At 63.0% G+C, this 24,193-nt stretch carries 16 protein-coding genes; 5 read left to right on the top strand and 11 right to left on the bottom strand.

What is annotated here, in order from left to right:
• Positions 1 to 933: 933 nt before the first annotated feature.
• The 7 genes from proC to IQ458_RS10940 are packed head-to-tail and all read right to left on the bottom strand — an operon-like array spanning position 934 to position 10,619.
• Positions 934 to 1,755: a pyrroline-5-carboxylate reductase gene (gene proC, locus IQ458_RS10970; protein WP_203322819.1), complete on the bottom strand. Its 822-nt coding sequence runs from the start codon at positions 1,753 to 1,755 to the stop codon at positions 934 to 936.
• The gene (locus IQ458_RS10965) at positions 1,752 to 3,752 is read right to left on the bottom strand and encodes a S9 family peptidase (protein WP_235996766.1); all 2,001 of its coding nucleotides are present in this window, start codon (positions 3,750 to 3,752) and stop codon (positions 1,752 to 1,754) included. Before IQ458_RS10965 ends, proC begins: the two co-directional genes overlap by 4 nt.
• Positions 3,749 to 4,741 carry an alpha/beta hydrolase gene (locus IQ458_RS10960; protein WP_203322818.1) on the bottom strand — a complete coding sequence of 331 codons (993 nt, stop codon included), beginning with the start codon at positions 4,739 to 4,741 and terminating at the stop codon, positions 3,749 to 3,751. Before IQ458_RS10960 ends, IQ458_RS10965 begins: the two co-directional genes overlap by 4 nt.
• Complete coding sequence (locus IQ458_RS10955; RefSeq protein WP_203322817.1) at positions 4,738 to 5,376, bottom strand: FMN-binding negative transcriptional regulator; 639 nt, start codon at positions 5,374 to 5,376, stop codon at positions 4,738 to 4,740. Before IQ458_RS10955 ends, IQ458_RS10960 begins: the two co-directional genes overlap by 4 nt.
• Positions 5,376 to 6,815 carry an amidase family protein gene (locus tag IQ458_RS10950; RefSeq protein ID WP_203322816.1) on the bottom strand — a complete coding sequence of 480 codons (1,440 nt, stop codon included), beginning with the start codon at positions 6,813 to 6,815 and terminating at the stop codon, positions 5,376 to 5,378. The genes IQ458_RS10955 and IQ458_RS10950 overlap by 1 nt, the downstream gene beginning before the upstream one ends.
• On the bottom strand, positions 6,812 to 8,347 hold the full coding sequence (locus IQ458_RS10945) for an amino acid permease (protein ID WP_328805154.1): 1,536 nt from the start codon (positions 8,345 to 8,347) through the stop codon (positions 6,812 to 6,814). Before IQ458_RS10945 ends, IQ458_RS10950 begins: the two co-directional genes overlap by 4 nt.
• A 22-nt stretch (positions 8,348 to 8,369) precedes the next feature.
• The gene (locus IQ458_RS10940) at positions 8,370 to 10,619 is read right to left on the bottom strand and encodes a TonB-dependent receptor (protein WP_203322815.1); all 2,250 of its coding nucleotides are present in this window, start codon (positions 10,617 to 10,619) and stop codon (positions 8,370 to 8,372) included.
• A 268-nt stretch (positions 10,620 to 10,887) separates the two neighbouring features.
• Between IQ458_RS10940 and IQ458_RS10935 the strand changes: the two genes are divergently transcribed.
• The gene (locus tag IQ458_RS10935) at positions 10,888 to 11,391 is read left to right on the top strand and encodes an Lrp/AsnC family transcriptional regulator (protein WP_203322814.1); all 504 of its coding nucleotides are present in this window, start codon (positions 10,888 to 10,890) and stop codon (positions 11,389 to 11,391) included.
• Between the two features lie 63 nt (positions 11,392 to 11,454).
• Here IQ458_RS10935 and IQ458_RS19970 read toward each other — a convergent pair whose 3' ends face one another.
• The 3 genes from IQ458_RS19970 to IQ458_RS10920 all read right to left on the bottom strand — a co-directional run bounded on the left by IQ458_RS19970 (position 11,455) and on the right by IQ458_RS10920 (position 18,539).
• Positions 11,455 to 12,012 carry an SH3 domain-containing protein gene (locus IQ458_RS19970; RefSeq protein WP_203322813.1) on the bottom strand — a complete coding sequence of 186 codons (558 nt, stop codon included), beginning with the start codon at positions 12,010 to 12,012 and terminating at the stop codon, positions 11,455 to 11,457.
• A gap of 13 nt (positions 12,013 to 12,025) precedes the next feature.
• Positions 12,026 to 12,784 carry an ion transporter gene (locus IQ458_RS10925; protein WP_328805153.1) on the bottom strand — a complete coding sequence of 253 codons (759 nt, stop codon included), beginning with the start codon at positions 12,782 to 12,784 and terminating at the stop codon, positions 12,026 to 12,028.
• A gap of 136 nt (positions 12,785 to 12,920) precedes the next feature.
• The gene (locus tag IQ458_RS10920; RefSeq protein WP_203322811.1) at positions 12,921 to 18,539 is read right to left on the bottom strand and encodes a DUF3320 domain-containing protein; all 5,619 of its coding nucleotides are present in this window, start codon (positions 18,537 to 18,539) and stop codon (positions 12,921 to 12,923) included.
• Positions 18,540 to 18,635: 96 nt separating this feature from the next.
• Between IQ458_RS10920 and IQ458_RS10915 the strand changes: the two genes are divergently transcribed.
• From IQ458_RS10915 to IQ458_RS10900, 4 genes are all read left to right on the top strand, one after another.
• Positions 18,636 to 19,397, top strand: a complete 762-nt coding sequence (locus IQ458_RS10915) for an abortive infection family protein (RefSeq protein ID WP_203322810.1) — start codon at positions 18,636 to 18,638, stop codon at positions 19,395 to 19,397.
• A 465-nt stretch (positions 19,398 to 19,862) separates the two neighbouring features.
• On the top strand, positions 19,863 to 20,168 hold the full coding sequence (locus IQ458_RS10910; protein WP_203322809.1) for an XAC0095 family protein: 306 nt from the start codon (positions 19,863 to 19,865) through the stop codon (positions 20,166 to 20,168).
• A 199-nt stretch (positions 20,169 to 20,367) separates the two neighbouring features.
• On the top strand, positions 20,368 to 21,357 hold the full coding sequence (locus IQ458_RS10905) for a cyanophycinase (protein ID WP_203322808.1): 990 nt from the start codon (positions 20,368 to 20,370) through the stop codon (positions 21,355 to 21,357).
• A 908-nt stretch (positions 21,358 to 22,265) separates the two neighbouring features.
• A complete protein-coding gene (locus IQ458_RS10900; protein WP_203322807.1) occupies positions 22,266 to 22,637 on the top strand; it encodes a YciI family protein in 372 nt (123 codons plus the stop codon).
• Between the two features lie 296 nt (positions 22,638 to 22,933).
• Here the strand turns inward: IQ458_RS10900 and IQ458_RS10895 are convergent, their stop codons facing one another.
• Entirely contained in the window at positions 22,934 to 24,007 is a 1,074-nt protein-coding gene (locus tag IQ458_RS10895) for a LacI family DNA-binding transcriptional regulator (RefSeq protein WP_203322806.1), read from the bottom strand.
• Between the last annotated feature and the right edge of the window lie 186 nt (positions 24,008 to 24,193).

The following is a 24,193-nucleotide window of genomic DNA, read 5'->3' as shown; positions in this document are numbered from 1 at the left end:
GATCAATCTCCATAGAAGCGATTTCAATGAGCGCCAATTCATGTGGTCAGGCGATGCGTTCACCGGGTGTCTACGTATGCAACGGGTCGCCGTCACGCGGGCAACGGAATGCGCCAACGCGCGGCGGCCCATCCTGCGACTGGCCGGCACTCTGGCCCCGATTCGGCAAGCGGAGAATCAAGTGAAAATCCGCGCCGCCCTGTTGGGGTTCGTGTTTCCGTGCCTGGTGGAATCCAGCTGCCCCCCGTTGCCCCAGGACGCGCGCGGCTTGCCGGAGTTGACGGATCACGGCTGCTTGCAAAGCGCCGAGGGCAGGCAGGACATTCCCGTGGTCCCGAGAAGCAGCGCCACTTTCGGTTAGACGGGGATGCCGAGTGGCGGAAATCCGTCCCCGGCACGATGCGGCATGCGGAGAAGCCCGGACCCGGCATTCCCTGGTCCATAGGGGCTCGTCGAGCACATGCGGACGAACCGAGGGGCAATGATCCGGCCGATGACACGCGGAGCTGTCGCATCCAGCTGCTGGCGAACCGCAGCGACAGGCAGGATGCCGGAATCCGCGCGGTGGGAAACCGAACGAACAAGGAAGTGGGTAAGCCCACTTCGAACCCCCATCTGCCCGCTCCCGGAAAGCCGCCCCCCAAATCGGAATAGACAAGACGCGTCAGGCCCTGCAGCCGTCGATTGACCAGTAGCCCCACCGGAATTTCGTCCTTGGCCGCGCCAGAGGGGCCTGGGGCCCGTTCTGACCATCCGCGTCTTTCGCATCTGACCTTGGTCAACTTATGCGAGAACGCAAAAGCAACTTATGCGCTAAAGCCCATCGATGATGTTCGGGCCGCAACACGCCGTCACTTCCGATGTCGTTGCGAATGAGCCGGCTGCGTATCCCCCACCCAAGTGGACGATTCGGTGCACGGGCCTGTCGCAGGTTCAACCGAACTGTTCGGCCAGCGCTCGTCCGCGTGCATGCGCGGCGTCCACGGCCTCATCGATCAGCTTCGCCCAACCGCCATTTTCCAGGGTCTGGATGGCCGCCTCGGTGGTGCCGCCGGGAGAGGTGACCCGTCCGCGCAGTTGCGCCGGGGATTCTCCCGAGACCTGCAGCATGCGCGCGGCGCCAAGCAGGGTTTGCACCACGAGATGGTGTGCGATCTCGGGCGGCATATCGCGCGCGCAGGCGGCGCCCTCCATGGCTTCGGCCAACCGGTACAGATAGGCCGGGCCACTGCCGGAGATCGCGGTGACCATGTCCATCTGTGTCTCGTGCTCGATCCAGACGGTGGTGCCGGTGCTGCTGAAGACCGCCTCGGCGATCGTCCGCGACGTGACGTCCAGCGAGGGATCCGCGTACAGCGCGGTGATTCCCGCGCCGATGGCCGCAGGCTGATTCGGCATGCTGCGCACGAGGGTGTCGACGCCCAGCCATTGCCTCAATTGCGCATGGGTGATGCCGGCCATGACCGAGATGACCAATGGTCGCGTCCGCGCCGCCTGTCCGGCCAGCGCCTCGCAAACCGCGCGCGCCACCTGTGGTTTCACTGCCAGCACCCACAAGTCGGCGGTGGCGACCGCGTCGATGCCCTGCTCGAACACCCGGACCTGCAACTGCGTGGACAAGGCATCGCGGGTGGCCGCCACGGGATCGGCCACCGCGATCCGTGCCGGATCCCGGCCCTGGCTCAGCAATCCCTCCACCAGGCAGCGCGCCATGTGCCCGCCCCCGATGAAGGCGACCTCCATACCGAAACTCATGGGGACCGCTCCGTTCCCAGTTGCCGATCCAGCCAGTCCAGAACACGTTGCTGGACATCACGCCCGTGGGCGGTTTCGAAGAACCAATGCGGTCCTCGCGGATAGGTGACCATGGTCACCGGCGTGCCGTTGAAGACGAGTGCGCGATGCAACATCTCGCCCTGCGACAGCGGCACGCGCTTGTCCTCTTCGCCATGCAGGATAAGCACCGGCACTTTCACCCGGTCGGCGTAACGAATCGGCGAGTGCGCGTCATAGCGCGTGCGCTGCGTTACCGGATCGCCGAAATAGCCTGGCAGGTAGTCGGGTGTGTCGGTGGTGAGCGCCATGGCGCCGATGTCGATGACGCCCGCGCCGACAATCGCGGTGCGGAAGCGATCACTCTGCGTGACCGCCCAGGCCGCCATGTAGCCGCCGTAGCTCCAGCCGCCGATGGCCAGTCGCCGAGGATCGACCACACCTTCCTTTTCCAGCATGTCCAGGCCATCGAGGATGTCCTGGAAATCCCCGCCGCCCCAGTCGCCACGCGCCATTTCGGCGAAGGCATGGCCGCCGCCTTCCGAGCCGCGTGGATTGGGCAGGAACACCGCATAGCCGTGGGTCGCCAGCAGCTGCGCCCAGTCATGCCAGGAGCCCAGCCAGCCCGACCACCAGGCCCAGGCCGGTCCCCCGTGTCCCTGTACCAGCGTGGGCAACGGCGTGCCCGGCTTCCAGCCGGGCGGCGTCACCAGCAGGCCGGTGATGCCCAAACCATCGCGCGAGGACGTCCAGGCCAGTTCCCGCACCTGGCCGTGCGCCCATCCAGCGACCTGCGGATGCGTGTCGGTGCGTGCGGCGAGCGTGCCGCCATCCAGGGTCCATACCTCGGCGGGCTGGTCGTCGCGAATGCCCAGATAGGCGCTTCGACCGGTGCTCGTCGTGGTGAATGAAGCAAACGGAATCCGGGGCCGTGCGACTTCGCGCCACTGACCGGTCGTCGCATCCAGGCGCAGGAACGCGCCCCGCACACCGCGCTGGCCCAAGCCCAGCAGGGTGCGATCATCCCGCCAGCGCACCAGCCATAACGTGCCGTTCCAGCCGGGCGCCAACACCGCCTTCCGATCACTCCCGAGGTCGTGCACGGTGACGTCGGCGACCATGCCGTGCTCGCCCAGGTGGCCATAGAGCAGTCGCGTTCCATCGGGCGACCATTGCAGGGGATGCGCAGATGCGCGTGCTTCCAGTTCCTTGGCCAGCTCGCCGGTATCGGCGTCAATCAGCACCACGCGCGAGCGATACCAATAGTCATTGAGGGTGGTGCCACGGGATACCCGCATGGCAAGGCGTCGCCCATCCGGGGACCAGGCCAGGTCGTGAACCTGGAGATCCGGCGCGGTCAGTGCCCGGGCTTCCCCGTTGCCCAAGTCACGCAGCCACACGCGTGAGAACTGAGTGGAGTGATCCGCCAGCACCGCGTCATCCTTGGCCTCGCGCGCGGCGACGGTGGCGGCATTGGGCGCGTCCGCAGCCAGATAGGCGATGCGGCTTCCGTCGCGCGCGACTTCGAACGCACTGACATCACCGGGCGAATGCGTCAGGACGGTTGGATTTTCGCCGTTCGCGTCGACCCGCCACACCTGTGCGTCGGCCACGTCCTTGGAGTCATCCGCCGCGGATGAAGGTCGATTGGAAATGAAGTACAGGTAGCGGCCGTCCGCACTCCATCGTGGATGTTCCTCGTTGGCGTCTTCGGGAGCGACGACTTCCTGGGCGCCCCCTTTGCCCGTCGCCGGCACGCGCCAGATGCGACTGAGCGGCCGCTTCCCGTGGCTCCGGGGTGTCCCCACGGTGTAGGCGATCCAGCGGCCCTCGCGATCGATCTGCGGATCGCCGACGATCTTGAGCGCCATGATCATGTCCGGCGTGGGGATCACCGGTGACGCCTGTGCCAAGGCCAAGGTCGGTAGAGCGGCCATCATCAGGCCGATGACGAACAGACGGTGAAGCATCGGCCTCATGCAGGAAGTCCTTGCGAGGAGAAAACAGGAGTGTGTCGGCGTATCCATTCTGCCCCACGGGCAATGGCGTCGCGCGCCTGATCGGAGACCGACATCGCCTCGATGAAGCTGTGTGGCGCGCCGGGATAGACGTGGGTGCTTACCTGCACGCCCGCCTGTTGCAGCCGCTGCGCCATCGCCGCGTTCTGTTCGGCCAGGACGTCGCGGTCGCCCCAGAGCAGCAGGGCGGGTGGCAAGTCATGCAGTTCCGCAAGAAGCGGTGCCGACAGCGGAGTGACCGTGCGTTCCGCCTCGGGCCCCAGATACGCGGCCCAGAACTCGTCCATCTCCGCGCCACTGAGCATGTCCTCGGAAGTCCCCAGGGTCTGCCGCGCGACAGCGGATAGAACCGGCGTCCAGGCGCCATAGTTGAGGACCAACGCCGATATGCGCGCCAGCTGTCCGGCTTGGCGAAGGCGCAGCGCGGCCGCCACGGCAAGATTGGCACCGGCGGAATCACCGCCCAACGCAATACGCCTGGCATCGATACCCGCATCGGTGCCGTGCTCATGCAGCCAATCCAGCGCGATGACGGCCTGGTCGAGCGCGGCCGGATAGGGATGTTCGGGGGCCAGACTGTAGTCGATTGCCACCACCACCCGGCGCGAAGCGTCGGCGTACTCCCGCAGAAGACGGTCATGCGTATCGAGTCCGAACATGCACCATCCGCCGCCGTGGAAGTACACCAACGCGGGGGAGGGCTGCGCCTCCATGACCTGCGGATACAACACGCGCAGACCAAACTCACCGTGCGCAGAGGGCAGGCGATAGTCGCGGGTGGCAAGCATGCGGGGACCGCCTTCGCGCCACGGCGTGCGCGCCTGGGCCGCGATGAGCCGGCGCTCGGGCCAGTCCAGCGCGCGGCCACCGCGCAGCCGCGCGCCTTCCCGGCAGACGTCTTCGATGAAACGGCGGATTTGCGGGTCCAGCGCCTCCAGGCTGCGGCTCATGCGCGCTCCTTCGCATCACCGGCGAAATCCCGCATCCAGTTGACCAGTGCGTGCTCGCCACCGGCCTCCAGCCCGGCCAGCAATTGAGCGAAGTCATGCCGCGCTTCGTCCTGGCCAAGCTTGAAGGTGGCACGCACCTCCAGCACCGAACCACGCAACGCCACAACGCCCGAGGCCAATCGCGCATAGCGCTCGCCCATCTCCTCCAGCGACCAGGCACGCGGACGACCGGCCTCCATCTGTGCCGTCAGCGCCTCGAGTTCCGTCCGGATGTCATCCTCGTCCGAACTCACCGTGACCTCCAGGTCGAAAGCCACGGCGGCATAGTTCCAACTGGGCGCCTGGGTGCGGTCATCCAGCCAGCTGGGAGACACATAGGCTTGCGGCCCCATCACCAGCGCCTGCGCGCGGCCGTCGCGTTGCAGGCGAGCGACATGCGGATTGCGCTTGGCCAGATGGCCGCGCAACGCCACCAGCGTGCCGTTGGCGTCGCACTCCGCGCGCAACGGAAGCGGCGTGAACGCGGCATCCTCACCCCCGCATGACACAAGCCAGGCGAGCGGATGGGCGGCCAGCAGGCGCAGCACGTCGTCCTGCGTTCGCGCTGCGTAGCGGCTGTCACGGGCATGTCCCATCAGCGGATCTCCTTCACTGCGGCGGCGGCGGAAACATTAGGCCAACGGCCATGCCAGGGCGCTGCCTGTTCGAGTTCGGCGGCCAGTTGCAACAGCAACGGCTCCTGCCCGCGATCGGCGGCGAACTGCACGCCTATTGGCAGTCGATCGCTTTGCCCCAACGGCAGCGATATCGCCGGCGTGCCCGCCAGATTCTGCAGCGGGGTATAGCTCATCCAATGGAACATCGCGGGAAGCAGTTCCTCGAAGTCGCGATCCGGCACCAATTCGCCCAGCGGGGGAGGCGGGCTGCGCAGCGTTGGCGTCAGCAATACGTCGATATGTTGATGAAGTGCGGCGAACGCGGTGGGCAGCGCGGCCACCGTCGCATACGCCTGTTCCAGCTCCGCCACGCCGCAACGCGTGCGATGGTAACGGGCGAGTCCGTGCGTCCACGGCTCCAGCGACCGGGCGGCGAAGTCGTCGCCGCCTTGCGCGGCCGCCATCTCCACGGCATCCAGGCCAAGCCTGGACCACAGCGTGTACAGCGCCTGCCAAACATCAGAACCGGGCAGCGGATATTGCGTGGTCTCGACCTCGTGGCCGAGCGACGAACAGAGCGCGACCACGTCTTCCAGCACGCGGGAAACCGCAGGATCGGGCGCCAACCCGGGCAAGGAGGCGTCAACCACGCCGATTCGCAAACGCCTGGGCGGGCGCGTCAGCGCCTGCACGCTGAAGTCGGCATCCGGGTAGGCGGCCGCGAACGCCCAGGCCGTATCGCGCACGCTGCGCGACATCAGGCTGTCGGCCACGATCAGATCCTCGATGGCATGGCGACCGCGCACCGCCACCGTGGCGCCGCGCCCGGGCTTCAGGCCGACCACGCCACAGGCAGACGCCGGAATGCGGATCGACCCGGCCCCATCGCTGCCATGGGCCAACGGCACGATGCCGGCGGCGAGCGCGGCGCCCGCGCCACCGCTGGAACCGCCGGGCGAATGATCCAGGCGCCAGGGATTGCGCGTGACCGGGCCGAGCAGGGGCTCGGTGGATCCCATCAGACCGAACTCGGGCATGGCGCTCTTGCCAATCGCCACCAGTCCGGCCGCATCAAACCGCTGGACGAAGGGCGGCGCGTCGGTCGCCGGAACACTGCTGCGCGAACGCGAGCCGCCACGCGTGGGCATGCCCGGATAGCGCACCGAATCCTTCGGCAGCCACGGCACGCCGGCCATCGGCGCGTCGGGAGAAACGCGCGAGGCGCGATCCAGCGCGCCCTCGAAGTCGGCATGGCTGAGCGCGCCCAGCGTGGGATCGAGATGGCGTGCGCGCAGGATGCCGGCGGCGGTCAGCTCGCGTGGCGAGAGTTCACCGCGACGCACCAGGGCAGACTGATCGTGCGCATCCAGGCAGCCCAGCTGCAGCGCCTGGGCCAAGGGAAAAGCTTGAAAGGTCATGCGTTGGAATCCTGGATTTGCCGGCGTGCCCGGCGCTGGCCATAACCGAGATAAAGCGAGGCGCCTGCCAATACGTAAACCACCAGGATGCTGGCGGGCAGCACATCACCGCGCCGCACCTGCGCCACCATGTCGCCCAGGACAGGGGCCATCATCGCCAGGCACATCACGATGCCCAGCACGGGGACCACGCCAATCCACGTGCGGCCTATCCACACCCCGCCCAGCGGCACACGAAAACCGCCGCGCAGGTCCGGACGCCGGGAACGCAGCCACATCACCGCGATGCACACCACGATGAAGGCCGAGGCGATGCCCAGGCAGATCAGATCGCCCAGGATGCTGATGGGCAGCAGCGCCGCCAGCAGCGCGCTGGCCGCGCCAAAGGCCACGCTGGCCAGCCAGGGCGTCCCCAGCTTTGGATGCACGCGGGTGAAGAAGGCCGGCAGCAGGCCATCGCGGGCGATGCTCAGGCTGATACGCGAGGCGCCGTAGGCATTGGCCAGCAACACCGAGCCCAGTCCGGTCAGTGCCCCGATCTTGATCAGCACCGCGAAGCCGGGCCAACCGATGCGATCCACCGCCAGCGCCACCGGGTCCGGCACGCCGAGTTCGCGGAAAGGCACCAGGCCGGTCAGCACCGCGCCCGCGGCGATGTAGAGAATGGTGCAGACCACCAGCGAACCGAGGATGCCCACCGGAACATCCCGACGCGGCTGGCGCGCTTCGGCGGCCGCCATCGAAACGGTCTCGAACCCGAGGTAGGCGAAGAACAGCATCGCCGCCGCCCGCAGCACGCCAGGCCAGCCATAGGCAAAGCCGCCTTCGTTCGCCGGCAGGAACGGCCGCCAATTGGCCGCATCGATGAACTGCGAACCCACCGCCACGAACGCCAGCAACACCGCGATCTTGATCAGCACCAGCACCAGGTTCGCCCAGGCCGAGCGCCCCACGCCGGCAATCTGCACGGCCGCCGCGGCCAGCACGGCCAACATCGCGACCAGATTGATGCCGCCGCTGAACGCCAGCTCGGTGTGCCCGCCCTGCTGGCTGGCGGTGACGCTGGAAGTGGCCAACGCCAGCGGTACCGCGACATGCCAGTCACCCAGCAGGCTGGTCAGATAGCCGGCAAACCCCGCCGCCACCGCCGCGGCCGCCAGCAGATACTCCAGGATCACCATCCACGCCAACGCCCACGCCGCACCCTCGCCCAGGGTCACCTGGCAGTACGAATACGCCGATCCCGACACCGGGATGACCGAGGACAGCTCCGCATAGCACAGGCCGGTGAATCCGCAGGCCAACGCCGCCAGTACGAAAGCCAGCACCACGGCGGGACCGGCGAAGCTGGCCGCCGCCGTGCCGGTGACGACATAGATTCCGGCGCCAAGAATGTTGGCCACGCCCAGCACCAGCAGGCTGCCGGCGCCCAGCCGCCGGTGCAGGCCGGCACGCTCGCCATCGGCCACCACCGCCTCCAGCGACTTGCGGCGGGTCGCCAACTGCCAGCGTCCCATCGAACGCGCTTTCACTAAGCCGCTCCCTTCCATCGCGTCAGTAGCGCCAATGCACGGTCACGCCGTAGGTGCGCGGCCGCACCACGCCCTGGCCGATGCCATTGGTCTCGGGCACGGTGCGGGTAATGCCGCGCTTGTCGGTGAGGTTGCTGCCGAACAGGGTCACCTCGGTGTTGCCGAAGGTCATCCGGTAACGCAGGTCGAACAGGTTGTAGTTGCCCTGGCGATTCGGAGTGACGCCCGGCACCGCGGAGTTGAGGTCGCTGATGCCGCCGCCGACATACTGGTGCGACAGCGAAATCGTCGGCGAGAAGCGCGTGTCGAAGTGGTAGCTCAGCAGATTGCTGACCGTCCAGTCGGCCGAACCCGGCAATTGCGAGCCGGCCGGCGCGGTGCCGTAGTAGAGGATGAACAGATCCTCATCCAGCCGCGCGCGCTGCCAGGTCGCCGAGCCCTGCCATTCGAAGGCATCCGTCGGACGCCAGGTGGCGGCCATCTCGATGCCGCGGCTGTAGGCCTTGCCGCCATTGCTCGCGTAGTTGAACAGGTCCGGTGTCTGCAGGCGCAGCTGGATGTCCTTCCAGTCCACGTAGAACAGCGTCGCGTCCAGCAGAAGGCGGCCATCGGCCCATGTGGTGCGCGTACCGAGTTCGTAGTTGATCAGGCTGTCGCTCTTGGAACCCGACGGGACCGGATACGCGCTGAGGCCGGCGGTGTTCGGCTCACCAAAGCGAAAGCCCTCCGAGACCAGGCCATAGACCATCACATCGGCGCTGGGTTGCCAGGTCAGCGCCACCTTCGGATTGAAGCCGTCCTCCTCGGTCTGCTGCCGGGAAATGATCGGGCTGCCGGGATAGGTCGAGAAGCCGACCTGGGTGCTGGTCGTTTGCACCTTGTTGCGGAACAGGCGGCCGCCGGCGGTGAGCTTCCATTGCTCATTGAAATGGAAGCTGGCCTCGCCAAAAAGCGCGGCCTCCGAGCCGGTGAGATCCGTGAAGTAACTGTTGAATATTTGCCCGTCCGGCGCGATGACCGCGCCGCTGCCCGGCCCGAACAGCGGCGACCGATCGAACGCCCCCGCCGCGCCCTCGGCGGCGATACGCTCGTACAGATCCTTGTCCGAGTCGAAGTACATGCCGCCAATCAGCCAGTCCACGCGGCCGCCCGGCTTGGACGCCAGACGCAGTTCGATGCTCTTGCCCCGGCTCTCGCCGCCGGACACGATGTACAGCGGCGTGCTCAGGTCCAGGCCCAGGTCGGCGTTGTAGGCCGCGCGGATGGGCGTGTAGTCGAACCGCCAGTCCTGCTGCTTCTTCTGGTACGCCAGAAGCGCCGTCAGATCCGCAAAGCCGAGATCCTGATCCAGCCGCAGGCTGTGCACGGCAATCTTGGTGTTGGTGAATTCCGGCAGCGCGGTGTTGCGCTCCAGGTCACCGAGGCCAACGATCTGGTAGCTGTTGTCGTCGCTGTCGCTGTTCTGCAACAGGCTCAGCCAGGTCAGGGTGGTCGCTTCGCTCGGAGTGAGCACCACCGACAGGCGGCCGCCCTCCAGCGTGCTGTCATTGGCGCCTTTCCGGCCCGTGCCGATGTTGTCCAGAAAGCCCGGCGCATCGCGGTACTGCGCCACCGCGCGCACCGCCAGCAGGTCCTCCTTGAGCGGCACGTTCACCATCGCCTTGGCGGCAAAGCCCACGTCGGCGTTCTTGGTCTGGCTGACGGTGAGTTCGGCGGAGGCATCAAACCCGCTGGCATCGGCCACGTTGGCTACATAGTTGACCGCACCGCCCATCGACGCCGATCCGAACAGCGTGCCCTGCGGCCCGCGCAGCACCTCGACGCGATTGAGGTCGAAGGCATCCACATCGGGAATGGCGATGGTCCAACCCGGCTCGGTCAGCGGCACCTCGTTGAGAAAGTAGCCCGTGGTCGGCTGGCCCTGCACATTGCCCGAGCTGGTGGCGATGCCGCGCATCACCACATGGGAAACGCCGGGCTGGTAGCTGTTGAACACCACACCGGGGGTGCGCTGGATGTAGTCGGCCAACGACTGCGCGCCCAGGTCCTGCAACTGCTGGTCGGTGACCGCCGAGACCGAACCGGCAATCTCGCGGACGGACTCGTTCAACTTGCCGGCGGTGACCACCACGGTTTCCAGGTTGGTGGCGGCGTCCGGGTCCGTCTGCGGCGCCGCATCCTGTCCCCAGGCAGGCGTACTGGCCATCAGGCCGAAACAGCAACCGAAACGGATGGCGCGGGTGAGCTTGCGAAGACGCGGATGCGATGACATGACACGGTTCCCCGGGATGGCGATGGAAAGGGCCGCCGGCGGCTTTCGCGCCTCGGCCAACATGGCTGACCCGAGTGAAAGTGAAAAAGGCCACCGCTGTCCAGCAGAATCAACGGGTGCCGGAACGGAAGTAACCGGTTGATTCAAATGGCATTGCTGGTCGGTAGGCCGAAGATGTGGTTGGTCTCCCGCAAAAAATATGCAGAATCTGCGGCGAGGACCGCCAAATGGTGAACAACCTGCGGCACCCCCCAACCGCCGGACACCCATGACCGCCAAAACGCCGGACCGCATCGACCTGAAGATCCTGGATGTGCTGCAGCAGGACGCGCGCATCACCAACCAGGCCCTGGCCGAGCGTGTCGCGCTCTCGCCCAGCGCCTGCCTGGCCCGCGTACGCACGCTGGAGGCCAAGGGTCTCATCCGCGGCTACCGCGCCCACGTCGCCGTGGACCGCATCCGCTCCGCGACCGTCGTGCTGGCCCAGGTCTCGTTCAAGCAGCACGCGCTGGAAGAATTCACCGAATTCGACCGCCGCATCCTGGCCATGCCCGAGGTGGTGGAGGCCTGCCGGATCTCAGGCGCGTACGACTACCTGCTGCGGGTCATCGTCAACGACGTGCACCACTGGAAAGACATCGCCCGCCTGCTGCTCGGCGGCGACTACGGCGTGGAGAAGATCGTCTCGTACTTCCTGATGGACGAGGTCAAGCCGTTCAGTGGGTATCCGCTGGTGGAGGCGTCGTCTACGCGGCGTGGGGGGCGGGGGTGACTTGGGGTGGTTCCACCTGAAAATCAGCCGCTTACGGTAGCTGGTCACCGCTTTGAGTTGTCCCTACCTATAACGCTTGTTTCCACCAGAGGTAATGCAATACCTGCCCCCGCGCGGGCCTATGCAGTTGGCGCTGCGCGAACAGGGACAATCATAGGTGGGCGATGCGCTGGATCGATAACGAGGCGTCTCAATCGGCGTAAATGACGTGGTCAGGTCCGATGATTGTGAACGTGCGGGGGTGCTTTGAGCTTCGGCACAGCCAATTTCCGAGCACAAATTAGGTCCAGAGACCCACTGCTCCGGCTGTCCATCTCGGCTAATGCGAACCCACTTTCCCCGATTTCCATAGATGCCTACTGGAGCGCCACGCGCAAGCGTGCCGATCACTGCGCCGTTGGGAGAAGATCGGACATTGAGTTGAATGGATCTGACGTAGCGAGTAGAAGAAGGCTCCGGGGAAGAGTTCGGAAGCGACGAATCCTGTGCTTTTTCTACTGATGCAGAAGGGGCTTGAGGAGAATCAAGACGCCCGCGAACGTCGGGTCTGCTGCAATAGCTCAATACAGTAAGAACCACGAGAGAAAAGAATAAAAGAGTTCCGCCCCTGGACTGAGACATCTGCTGAATCCCCTTACTGCTTGCGCATAGCTTCGCTGAACGCAGAAGCCAGAATGCCGGTAGGCATAGCGATTAGTCCAATACCAGCGATAGCGACAAGCCCTGCAACGAACTTGCCAGCGGCTGTAATGGGATAGACGTCGCCATAACCGATGGTGGTCAGGGTGATAACGGCCCACCACAGAGCACGTGGAATACTGCCGAATTTTTCAGGCTGAATGTCGCCCTCTATCCAATACAGAGCGGAGGCGCCGAATATCAGGAGGGTGCTAGCCAGACCGAGCGTCACCATCAACTCGTATCTGCGAGACGACACCACGCCGTAAAGAAGTCGAAGGGCACTCGACATACGACCCAGCTTGGCCAGGCGAACAATCCGTAGCAGCCTGACCAGTCGCAGCGCCATGACGTTCATTGCAAAGAACGGCACCAGGGTAATAACAATGATAAAAAGATCTAGCAGAGCACTGGGTCGCACAGCGAAGCGTAGGCGTTCACTAGCAGGACTCATGCCCGGGGTCTTTCGCTCGACCACGCTCCATAGCCGAGCGATGTATTCGACTGCAAACACGACTCCCAAGCCAAGCTCGAGGATACTGAACGTTCCTGCGAACCTCCCAGTCAAGGTAGGCTCCGTGCCGATGATTGCACTCATCGTTGCCAACAGAATCGCACCAACCAATAAGCTGTTGGTAGGTGACAGCCCTTTCCCTGTCCAAGCCGTAGGATCCAGTTGGATATGGACTATCTTTCTAAGTGTCCGCCTGGACATGTCAGTGCCGCCCTCTTATCGCCCCTAACGCCGGAAGAACAGAAACGCCCCTGATAGCCCTACATAGCCTCACGGGAGAGGGGGGCCTCGTCCCTCCCTAGCACAGTTCGGTTATCGCCACTCTGCATTCTTCGCATCATTGCCGAGAGGCTAGCGACAAGCTTCCCGCCCTTAGTTCCAGCCTTCCGTCCGATATCAATGCTTCGGCCCGCGCAATCAGCGCTGCCCTCAGTTGCGAACTCGTAGTGCGATAGCCGAGTCGCCTGGATACATGGAGCGCCATCTCGTCAAGCGTTGCGCCGAGATTTTCTTTGATCAAGCTCAATATCGCTGCGTCAATCTCCATGGGCGGAAGAAGTTCCGGCCTGCGCAGGGTGTTTGATTCGGTCGAGCTACGATCGCGTGCGATAACTTCTCGACCTGGCCAAAGCAGAAAGTCTCCGTCACGATTGATCATACGCTCTCGGACGGCGCGCTCAATGCCATCGTCAACTGCAGCCTGAATTCTGCCGCCGGTACGCTGTAGATCCCAAAGCGTGCGAATCCTCACGACCACCTCGGAGCAATGAACGGGGCCTTCTGCTTGGACAACGTCTCGTACGATTGTCGCCATACGCGCGGGCGGGACCAGGTGAAGCTCGTACTCGTGCTTAGGGACGGAGAACGAAGCTTCCACATAGGCTTGCGCGGGAAGCGCCTCAACCGGAACCAAGCCGACTTCCACATAGTCCTCGCGCTCAATGCTCTCAAAATCGACCGGCACTGCACGATTGCGTGAAACTCCCTCGGCGGCAAGAGGATCTGGCTCGGCCTTCGCCAGTTCTATGATGGCAATAAGCTCTTCGAGTTGCGCCTTTGGTCGACGGAACCACTCAGAACTCCAGATCCGATGAATGTTCCAGCCCTTATCGCGCAGCGCCTGCTCGCGCAAACGATCACGGTCCCGAGCGCTCTTTGCTGCTCGATACGATTCTCCGTCGCACTCAATGCCAAGAATGTAACGTCCGGGCTTGGCGGGGTCGTAGATGGCAATGTCAACGAAAATTCCCGCTTCACCGACATTCGTATGGAAATCATACCCCCGCATACGAAGAGCTGCGGCCACTTCTTGTTCGAACACGCTATCTTTGTGTTGCTCGGTGCTCGCGCTTATTTGCATGCGGCCTGTGCGCGAGTAATGCATAAAAAGCTTAAGCGCGGCGGTGCCTTTGCCTCTTCCGCGTTCAAGATCTATATCTTCATCGGTGATCGAAGAGAATACCTCGCAGCGAGACTTTGCTCGGCTGATAAGAACGTTCAGGCGGCGCTCGCCGCCCTCGCTACTCACCGGTCCAAAGTTCATGCTAACGTTGCCGTGCGCGTCGCGTCCGTAACCGATCGAAATCAGGATCACGTCACGCTCGTCACCTTGTATGTTCTCGAGACTTTTAACGAAGAAGGGCTCATGCGCATGCGCCCCAAAGAATCCTTCAGTCTCGGGGTGCTGCCGTCGCAGAAGCTCGATTTCGTCAAATACTGCACGTCGTTGTTGCGTAGAGAAGGTCGCAACGCCGAGAGTTAGGTTGGGCGTGGTCAGGGCGTGTGAAATGACGGCCTGAGCAATCGCTTTGGCCTCCTTGGGATTGGTGCGAGTATTGCCACGGTCGTAGATGGCATCAGAGAGATGGTGGAAACGCAGGCCAACACCGGCTTCGCCTGTGTAGGGGCTGGGCACGATGACCAGCCTGTTCTCGTAGAACTGCTGGTTGGAGACGGCAATCAGAGACTGATGTCGACTGCGATAGTGCCATTGCAGCATGCGCGCAGGGAGGCCCCTGGCCCTGCATAGGCCAAGAATGCTCTCGACATCGCCCGCCTGAGCACCATCGTCATCTGCACCATCATTGCCGTCGCCCAGTGTCTTTGAGAAGAAGCGAGTCGGCGGAAGTTGGCGCTCATCACCCACAACGACAATCTGCTTGGCACGCGCGATGGCTCCCAGCGCGTCGATCGGCTGCACCTGGCTGGCTTCGTCGACCACGAGGAGGTCAAACCCTATCTTGCCTGGCGGGAGAAACTGGGCCACTGACAGTGGACTCATCATGAAGACGGGTTTGAGCGCCTGGATGGCTGGCGCCGCACGCTCCATGAGGACACGGATTGGCAAGTGGGCTCGCTTCTTCGCCATTTCGCCCATGAGTGCGGCGGTAGGGCCAGTGGCCCCGCCTCGTTGCGGAATGCTTGCGCGATGTACCTGGCTAACTTGGCGTCGTGCCAAATCAATACGGTCGCGGTCCAGTGTCGTGAAGCTCTCTACGAGCGCCGTCTGCCGTTTGCCGTCGAACTGACCTAGCTCACGATCTCGAATGATCATCGCAGCGAGCAAAGACTCCATGTAGGCTAAGTCAAAGGTGCCCAGTGTGCGATCAGGCTCAAGGTTCCCCTGATGGAGCTCCTTGATGATCGCGCCGAGCCCCTGCCGCTGGGCACACTTCGCCTGAGCCAGGTAACCAACCCACTGCGGCAGACCCTCCGGGTCCAACTCCCAAGCATCAAGCTGCTTAATTGCCTCAGCAACCGAGGCCTTGGCGGGGTCCGCATTTAACAGCTGTGTGCCAGAGAAGGCGAGCGTTGCGAACAGACTCATGAGCTCGCCAGCCAGAACTTCACCCCCCGCAAGCAGGTCTAGGGCTTGCGTGCGCTTTGAGGTAGGGTCCTGGATCCCTGCGGCTAGGCCGCGCAGGTCCCCATTCATATGCATCCACGACAAAGCGGAGCCCAGCACTGCGGCATCAGAGTCGATGTCTAGCCACAAAGGGCCGAACGCGGACCGACCAAGGGGTGATTTTCTGTGCAGTTCCTTACGAGCGGCTTGGTCCCGCTCAAGCATGTCAATGTGCTCAGCTACCTGAGAAACTGTTAGATGGTCACGATCCACCAAGTGCTGTACATCGTCGAACGAGGTTGCAAAAGGGGCGATACGCTTGGTGATATCCGCCAGCGGAAGATTCACGAGCGATGTTTCATCACCCCATAGCTTCTTTCCGCCAACCAGTAATGCCTCATGCACAAACGCCAATGACTTCTGAGCACGCTCCAGGATGGGACGCACCCGGGAGGCGAGTTCGACCGCCAGGTGCCTGTCGGAGACGTCTGCCAGCTGCTCTCGGACACCTGTGCCGAGCGGCCGAAGAGTGCGCATCCAGGCGACAACGCCGCGCATGTACGCTGGGTTGGAGCGGTCTCGCTCCCAACTGGACCCAAATGCCTCAAGGCCTTGAGCATCGCTGGCTTGAACTCGCTGCAACGCAGCCTGACCATCGAGAAGCTGATCAAGCGCCGTCAGCATTTGGTCAGAGGGGAGCTTGGGGTTGGTGAGCTGAGCGCGAACAGACCGATTTGCGCTGCGCCATTGGCCGCTGAGGAACCTCAGCCAACTCCCACTCCGGCTCGCTAACTCTTCTCGCGCCGTCTCAAAATCCTTCGACCACGCACTATCACGGAGGATGCCGGCGATCTGTTTTCTTGCTCTCTGCACGCGTTCTACAGATTCGACCACCCCCTCCACCGTATCGACACCACGTTCCCAGATGCGGGCTACCAATGCATCGCGATCTAGCTCGGGGATCGTGGCCGCGCGTTCACCGATGGCTACCAGCCTGCTCGCACTGGTGAAAGTAAGCTCAGCGCGTTCCGATAGCAGCTGACCAAGGCGCGTCAAGTCAGGAGTTATTGAGATTAGGTCGCGATACGCGGCAGAGAGGATCTGAAGTTCAGATCCGACGGTGAAGGATTGGGGTAGATCTGCGAAAATGGCCTTTGTCCCAGACCAGTCCAAGTCACGGGCATCGTCGGCGACTAGTGATTGGGTGGTGTCTCTCAGCGTCTGTGCGAGTATCAGAGCCTGAAGAGCTTCTTCGATGGAGGCGATATCTTCCCAAGCAGCGTCTCTGAAAGAGGCCGAATCAAGATGCGGCGCGGTTAGGAGTAGGTCGCACCGAGCGACGGCTTGCGTGCATGCACTCAGTTGATCGGGTGGTGACAACGACAGTTCATCGTGAAGGCAAATGGCAGCTTCATGCCAAGACTTCAAGCGCTGCTTCAAGGCTCCGACTTCTTTTCCTAGGCGCTCAACGTCGTTGGGAAGAAGGACATCATTATCCACGCCCGACCAGGTATGGTTTGCGGGAACCCCCATGCTTATGATGCGATCGCAGATATCTACCAGTAGCTTCCGCCGAGCATCGACTTCGTGAGGAGCCCACTTCAGAGGCTCAGACAACGGCAGATGTTCTGTGGTGAAGCCCTCTCGGCGAAGCCTCACGAGTTCGCCGAACACGGCGTAGGGCGTCATTGCGGCGGGCAACAAGACGCGGTGCAAGCGCTGGACGTGGGCATTCAGTTCCGCCTGACGCTCCGCGAGCTGTTCTACTATCGCCCCGCTGGGTTCCTCCGGTAGTTGGGCCAACTGCCACGTGAGGCGAAGGTCCTCCAACAATGTGCGCTTGTTAGCCTTGTTACTGTGGAGTTCGAGACATGCGTTACCGATCCTGACTTGATCGAGTCGGCGCTTGACTACTTCCAGAGCGGCTAGCTTCTCGGCCACAAATAAGACCCGCTTGCCGGCAGCGACGGCACCGGCGATGACATTGGCGATAGTTTGTGACTTGCCAGTGCCAGGCGGTCCTTGTACCACCATGCTGTGTCCATTCAGAGCGTCATAGACAACCAGCGATTGCGAACTGTCTGAGTCGACGACGTGCCGCATGCTATCTGGCGTTATCTCCTTGTCTATATCGAAGTTATCGCCAGACAGCGCTGCCCCTGGAAATCCATCTGACACAACCCCCCGCAGCATGGGAATTGATTCCATCCCACCATGCGCTGTCCAGAGTGCAGGGTCCAGATCGCGATACATCATGAACTTGGCAAATGAGAACAGGCCAAGCACAGCATCATTGGACAGCACTTCCCAGTCAGGCGTGTCCTCGATCAATTGGGCCACTGACGCCAAGTAGGCATCGATATCCAGGGATTCAAAATCATCAATATCCGGCAGCTTCAGGCCGAACTGACGCTGGAGGAACAGTTGGAGCGAAAGGTTTGCCTGGATTTCATCACCCTGCCAGCGGAGATGGAACTTCTCGCCCGCATTGCTTCGCTCCAAGGCCACAGGGACCAGAACGAGCGGGGCGTAGCGATCGACTTTGGGGGCGCCTGGTGCGCGCCACTTCAAATAGCCGATGGCTAAGTAGAGAACATTGATGCCCTGTTCTTCTTGGAGCGTACGCGCGTCGATGTAGAGATCAAGAAGACGCTTCTGCAAGCCGGTCGGCGTGAAGCGTGTGGTTAGATGGGCGTCCCACTGGCTGACCACGCGGCCATGCTCGTCCAGCTCGAGATCAGGTTGGGCGAGGAGTTCCGGGTCTTCCGGTCCTTCATGAAAGTCGGACAGAGGTTCGCCATCGACGGTGAGCTCTATCGAGAGCCCAGGCAGTTCTTCTTCGACCTGCGTCGGTTCTGCCCGACCCGCGATGAACGTAAAGCGCTTACCGTCGATGACCAGAGTTTGGTACATTACCTTGGCGAGTTCATTAATGACCTCGACCGTCTTGGCGCGTCCGCTGCGCGGTGTATTAAGCAACCGGTTGCGCGTGGAGAGGTCTAACAACTCCAGCCGCGCCCGGTTGACCTTATCTACAAGTGGGCCTGCTTCTCTCAGGACCGAACCACTCTCTAGGGCGGACTTGCCCGCCTCTTCCTCAAGTCGTTCCATCGCACCTATCCCCTGCCGCCCCCCGGCGGCCAACAAGGCGCTATAGTGCTCCCAAATGAGACCGCCATCCACTATTTGAGGGCCTGAGGGGGCGCCATGGAGGGGCTTAAATCGAGCGAAATCCACTGGGTGGTTAACAATTACATCGGGGTCTCAGGTGGCTATCTGGGCGATTTCAGCTACGCCTCCCATCGTGAGTTTTATGCGGACTACTGCGATCTTGAGATCGATGTCGACGCATTCGCAGAGAACACGACAAGAAAGAAATTCATCGCCATCCTCAGCGCATCCGAGCCGCGCACCCAGGCTGCCATTCTGATTGGCTTGGCTCGGCGATTCCCAGTCGGTTCCGAGATGCAACGCAACGCGACCGCTTATCAGAAGCTATTGGCGTTAGCCAAGCGGTGCCAGCAAGTGGCTGTAGTCGACGGTGAGGAGCCGAGAGTCACCAGCGACATTGTTCAACGTGCTTTAGCAGAGGCGACAACGCTCCTCAAGACGCATGGTCCTACTAGTGCCGTTGATCGTTTGCATACGGCACTACATGGCTATCTAAGAACGGCCTGTCGTACTGCTAATTTGGATCTTTCAGATGCACCAAGCGATCCCAGAATCGTGTACTACTTCAAGGTGCTTAGGCAGCGCCATCCAGGCTTCGAGGCTCCGATGGCACAGCAAGCGGCCATGAAGAATATTCTCAATAGCGCCGCGACACTGTTGGAGCAGCTGGACCCGATCCGTAACCGTGCGACCCTCGCACATGCAAACGAGGAGTTGATCTCTCACGACGAGGCGCTTCTTGTTATCAACCTGGTCAGGAGCCTAATGCAGTACTTCGATGCAAAGCTGCGATCGTAAGAGTTGCCGTTCAGATAAAATGGGCTGCGGCAGATACCTGAAAGGTAAAGGCATAGAACCTATTTTGGAGAATCTCTAAAAACAGAGGCAGTTGCAGCAGCTGAAACCCATCGGAAACAGCAAGCGGTCAGCTGCTACGATACATGGGATGTAGCCCGATCCAGTCACTAAACTAACTTTGAACGCCAAAGCATTGAATGCGTTTAACGGCGAAGGCAGACTCGTCGCCGGAGTCTAGAAACTCCTTCATTGAGCGGAGCCATCGCAGCATCTCTCGGTGGCTCTTCTGTACTAGCGACATCGGTACTCCGACGCGATAGAAGTTCAGCGTCGGGAGGGCGGCTAATAAAACACCTCTTCTTGAGGGAATACGCCCGCCGACTCAATGCGGTTTTCTAGCCTCCCGACATCCCCGTTCGCACTTTAGTGAACGGGGTTCTTTCCCCGCGGACTGGAGTACCGCCGATGAGTTCTGATGCCCCCGCGACCCCGTTGCCACGCACGGGTTATTTCTTTTCCGAAGCCGCAATCTACGAGTTGAAGCAGTTGCGCAACCAGCTCAATCTGATGAGCTGTCTCAGCGCCGCGTGTGGTGGCGATGAGGACAACGAGCCGACCATGGCGATTCACCGCTGGTATGCGAGCTTCGAGAACATGGAGCGCCAGGTGGACCGGATCATGAGCCAGTCGGAGTGGATATCGGTCCGGGCGCCCGAGGCCGGCGATGGGTCCGAGCGAAAGGTGCTGAAGCGCAAGCGCGCGATGCGCTAGCACCGGGCGACGGTCATGCCAGGGCGATGTGTTCCGCCCTGGCATGTGTTGGCGGGGCAGGGCCTGCCTTGGAGGGCTTGGGTGCGGGCGTAAGAGGAGTTTCGGGCATGGCGCCCGCACGCGACCGCCTGTCGCGGTGCGTGGGGGATTGGGACAACTGGCTCGTCTGGGTTTTTGTCACCCAACGATGAGGTGTTCCATGCGCAGTCTGCTGCTGTTCCTGTTCGCTTCGGTCCTGGCTACTTCCGCGATGGCCGGCAAGGCCCCGCCCTACACGTATGTCCGCGTCGGCAGCGCGAGCGATGTCTCGCCGGCCACCACGTCCGGCACCGTCCTGATGGGCGGCGGCAGCGATGTCGATGCCGCGTTCCAGTGGCTTTGCAACCGGGGCGGCAATGGGGATTTCCTGATCATCCGCGCCACCGGCGCCGATGCCTACAACCCGTACGTGCAGGGCCTGTGCCCCAACGCGAATTCGGTCGCTACGCTGATCATTCCGGACGCGGCGGCGGCGAACCATGCGGACGTCGCGGCCATCATCGCCAAGGCGGAGGTGGTGTGGATTGCCGGCGGCGATCAGTCCAACTACATCAATTTCTGGAAAGGCACGCCGGTGCAGTCCACGCTCAACGCGCGCATCGCGCAGGGCGTGCCGGTGGGCGGCACCAGCGCCGGCCTCAACGTGCTCACCCAGTTCGTCTACAGCGCGAACGCCAGCCAGGGCGCGACCAGCAGCCAGGCCTTGGCCGATCCGTTCAACCGCTACCTGACCTTCGACCGCGACTTCGCCGCGGTGTCGACGCTGCAGGGCGTCATCGGCGACCCCCACTTCGCCGCGCGCGACCGCATGGGCCGCAACCTCGCCTTCCTGTGCCGCGTGGCGGCCAACGGCTGGAGCTCCGCGCCGCGTGGCATCGCCGTCGATGAAGCGACCGCCTTGCTGGTCGCCAACGGCGGCTATGCCAGCGTGGTCGGCACCGGCAAGGTGTATTTCCTGCAAGCGCCGGGATTGCCGCAGGTGTGCTCGGCCAAGCAACCGCTGACCTATCGCAACATCGGCGTCGCACGCATCGCCGCCGGCGATGGCTTCGATCTGGTCAACTGGGCGCCGGTGGGTGGAACCACCTACACGGTCACGGCCGAAGCCGGTGTGCTGAGTTCCACCCAGGCGGGTGGTTCGGCTTACTGAAACCCGCTCGGACATCGCCCGAAAGGGCGATGTCCATGGCGGTGGACAAACCGCAGTCGATGGTCATGCCAGGGCGATGTGTTTCGCCCTGGCATGCGCTGCGCGGCTCTGCCGGGTGGAAGAACTACCCGACACCAATGGAGATGGGCCGCAGTGCGGCCCATCCGTTCATCCTTGCAGCATCAGCGCCTGGTCAAGGGCAGATCTGGCTGACTTGCGCATTGCAAGACAGAGAGCCGCCTACCGGGTAGCTGCCTGCGCACCCCAGAACCACGGTGCCGGCACCCGTGGCGGAAACCGTCTGGCCCTCCAACATGAGTCCACTGAACCCAGGCGCCGTAACAAAGCACCTGGAGCTGGTACCACCGCCGGACGCAAACGTGCATTCAACGATCGCCGGTCCCTTTATGGCTGCGAGACCCTGCGTGGTACCTGCCCAATTCGCGGAGGCCGAGAGAGTCTGTTCAGGCGAACAGGTGGTGTCATCAACCTTTGCGGAACAAGACAATGACCCACCCACCGGGTAGGTCCCGGCACACGAAAGGGTGACCGTGCCTGGCCCGCTGGTCCCGATCGATTGTCCGGCCGTCAACAGACCACTCCAGCCGGGGGCTTGAATGAAGCACCGGGAGCTGGTGCCTCCCCCTGATGCGGATGTACACGTGACCTTGGAGGCCGACGACATCGAAGCACTACCCGTGGTCGAACCGTTGCTATTTGCCGTCGCGTAGATTGTTTTCGTTGTGGCGCCAGCGGTCGCGGCGAAAAATAGTCCAGTCATCAGAACCGCAAACACGCAGGATGACATCTTGCTCTTCATGGATTCACTCCTTGATTAGACGATTCCCAAGCGGGTCGATTTCCGTCCTCTGCTTCGTCGTGAAATACACTCACACAAAGGACCTCCCATGAAGTACCTCGGCCTTGCCTATTACTCCCCCGAAAAGTTCGCCGCAATGAGTCCAGACGAAGTGGAAGCGCTGGAGAGCCAGTGTCCCGCCCTGGACGAAAAGATGCTCGCGACCGGCAAGGTGCGGGTGTCCGCGTCACTGGGCGATACCGGAAGCTGGCGGACGCTTCGTCCGCGTGGCGGCAAGACGCATGTCACCGATGGACCTTACGCCGAGGCGAAGGAAGTGGTGGGTGGCCTGTTCATCATTGAGGCGGACAGCCCTGAGGAGGCATTGCGCATCGCCTCTATGCACCCGGCCGCCATCTTGGGCGAAGAGGGAGGGTGGGCCGTCGAACTCATCCCCATGGACTTTTATCTGGCCCCATAAGGGCTTGAACAAAATGCGCTAAAGGTTCCGGGGAGCCAATGCGCGCCTTTCTTGGCCGTTATCCGGCCGGCGACGCCAAGGGAAGCGTGATATGGACGGGGGTTCCCTTGACGGGCGGGCATTCGATGCCGGTCTCGCTACTGCGTCCGCGTACGGATGAATCCGGCGTTGCGGATGCTTGCCGTTGCTTCTCGCCTTCCCGGACGGCCTGCTCGCGACGCCAATGGCGTGAGTCACTGAGCACTTCATCGGTGGCCCGCACCACGCATGTCACCTGGCCTCTGTCTCCCAACCTTCTACCGTCCGCCCGTCTTGCGCTTGGCGAGGGTTTCGACCGAGGCACGCTTCACCAACTGATGCGGGACGACATGGTTGACCAGGGTGCGCGCCGAGGTATTCGGGCGCCGGATTTCGCGCAGCAGGATGTCGATGGCCGCATCGGACATCGAGGCGACCGGCTGGTGGACGGTGGTCAGTTCGGGCCAGACCATCGTCGCCGCCGAGGTGTCGTCGAAGCCAACCACGGAGAGATCGCGCGGCACGTCCAGGCCGCGGCGGTGGGCGACGGAGACCACCGCGGAAGCCATGTCGTCATTGCTGGCGAAGATGGCGGTCGGCGGGCGGCGCAGGGCCAGCAGGTTCTCCGCCGCTTCCAGGCCCGAGCGATAGGTGAAATAGCCGGGTTGGACCAGTGCCTCGTCGAAGGCGAGGCCGGCCTCGGCCAGGGCTTCCTGGTAGCCGCGCAGGCGATGCGCGCTGGCGGTCTGGTTGGGATCGCCCTTGATGTAGCCGATGCGGGTATGGCCGTGCGCGATCAGGTGCGTGGTCATTTCGTGGCTGGCGCGATGGTCGTCGATGCGCACGCAGGAAATCCGGTCGCTGAAATGCGCCGACGCGATCGCGACGACCGGAATTCCGGCCTGCGCGAACTCGGCGACGATCGCCTTGGACTCGCATAGCGGCGGCGGCAGGATCACGCCCGCCACGCTCTGCGCCAACTGCCGCGCGGCGGCGCGCTGGCCTTCCGCGTCGAGGGTGTCCCAGGTGGCGATCACCAATTGCGCGGCCGCGCGCGCCGAGCCGCGCAAGGCGCCGACCAGCAGCTCGCGCAGGTAGCTGGAGCTGGGGTTGGTGTAGATCAGCGCGATGCAGGTGTGCTGCGCCGCGGCCAGCGCGCTGGCGGCCAGGTTGGGCCGATAGCCGAGCTCGCGCACGCTGCGCATCACCCGTTCGCGATTGGCGTCGCGCACGCCTTCGTGGCCATTGATCACGCGGGACACGGTCATCGGCGAGACGCCGGCGTGCGCGGCGACTTCGTCGATGGTGATGGCCCGTCCCTTGCGGCGGACCGACTTGCTGGTCTTGTTCATGCGGGAATTCATCCGGTCATTCTGCGTGGTTCAGGCGGCCTGCGGGCGGGAAACCTCCATTACACGCGCAGTCCCGTGGCTGGAATCGTTTCCATCACGGTTCCTCCCAACGTACTCGGCGCGGTGTTTCGGGGACTTTGCGTCGATTTGCTGCGCTGCATGGTGACAAGGACGAAGACGCGTGAT

This window comes from Pseudoxanthomonas beigongshangi, assembly GCF_016820515.1.
In the GTDB taxonomy this organism is placed as follows: domain Bacteria; phylum Pseudomonadota; class Gammaproteobacteria; order Xanthomonadales; family Xanthomonadaceae; genus Pseudoxanthomonas_A; species Pseudoxanthomonas_A beigongshangi.
Note: the sequence above shows the minus strand (reverse complement) of the source record. Positions and strands in the feature narration are given on the sequence as shown.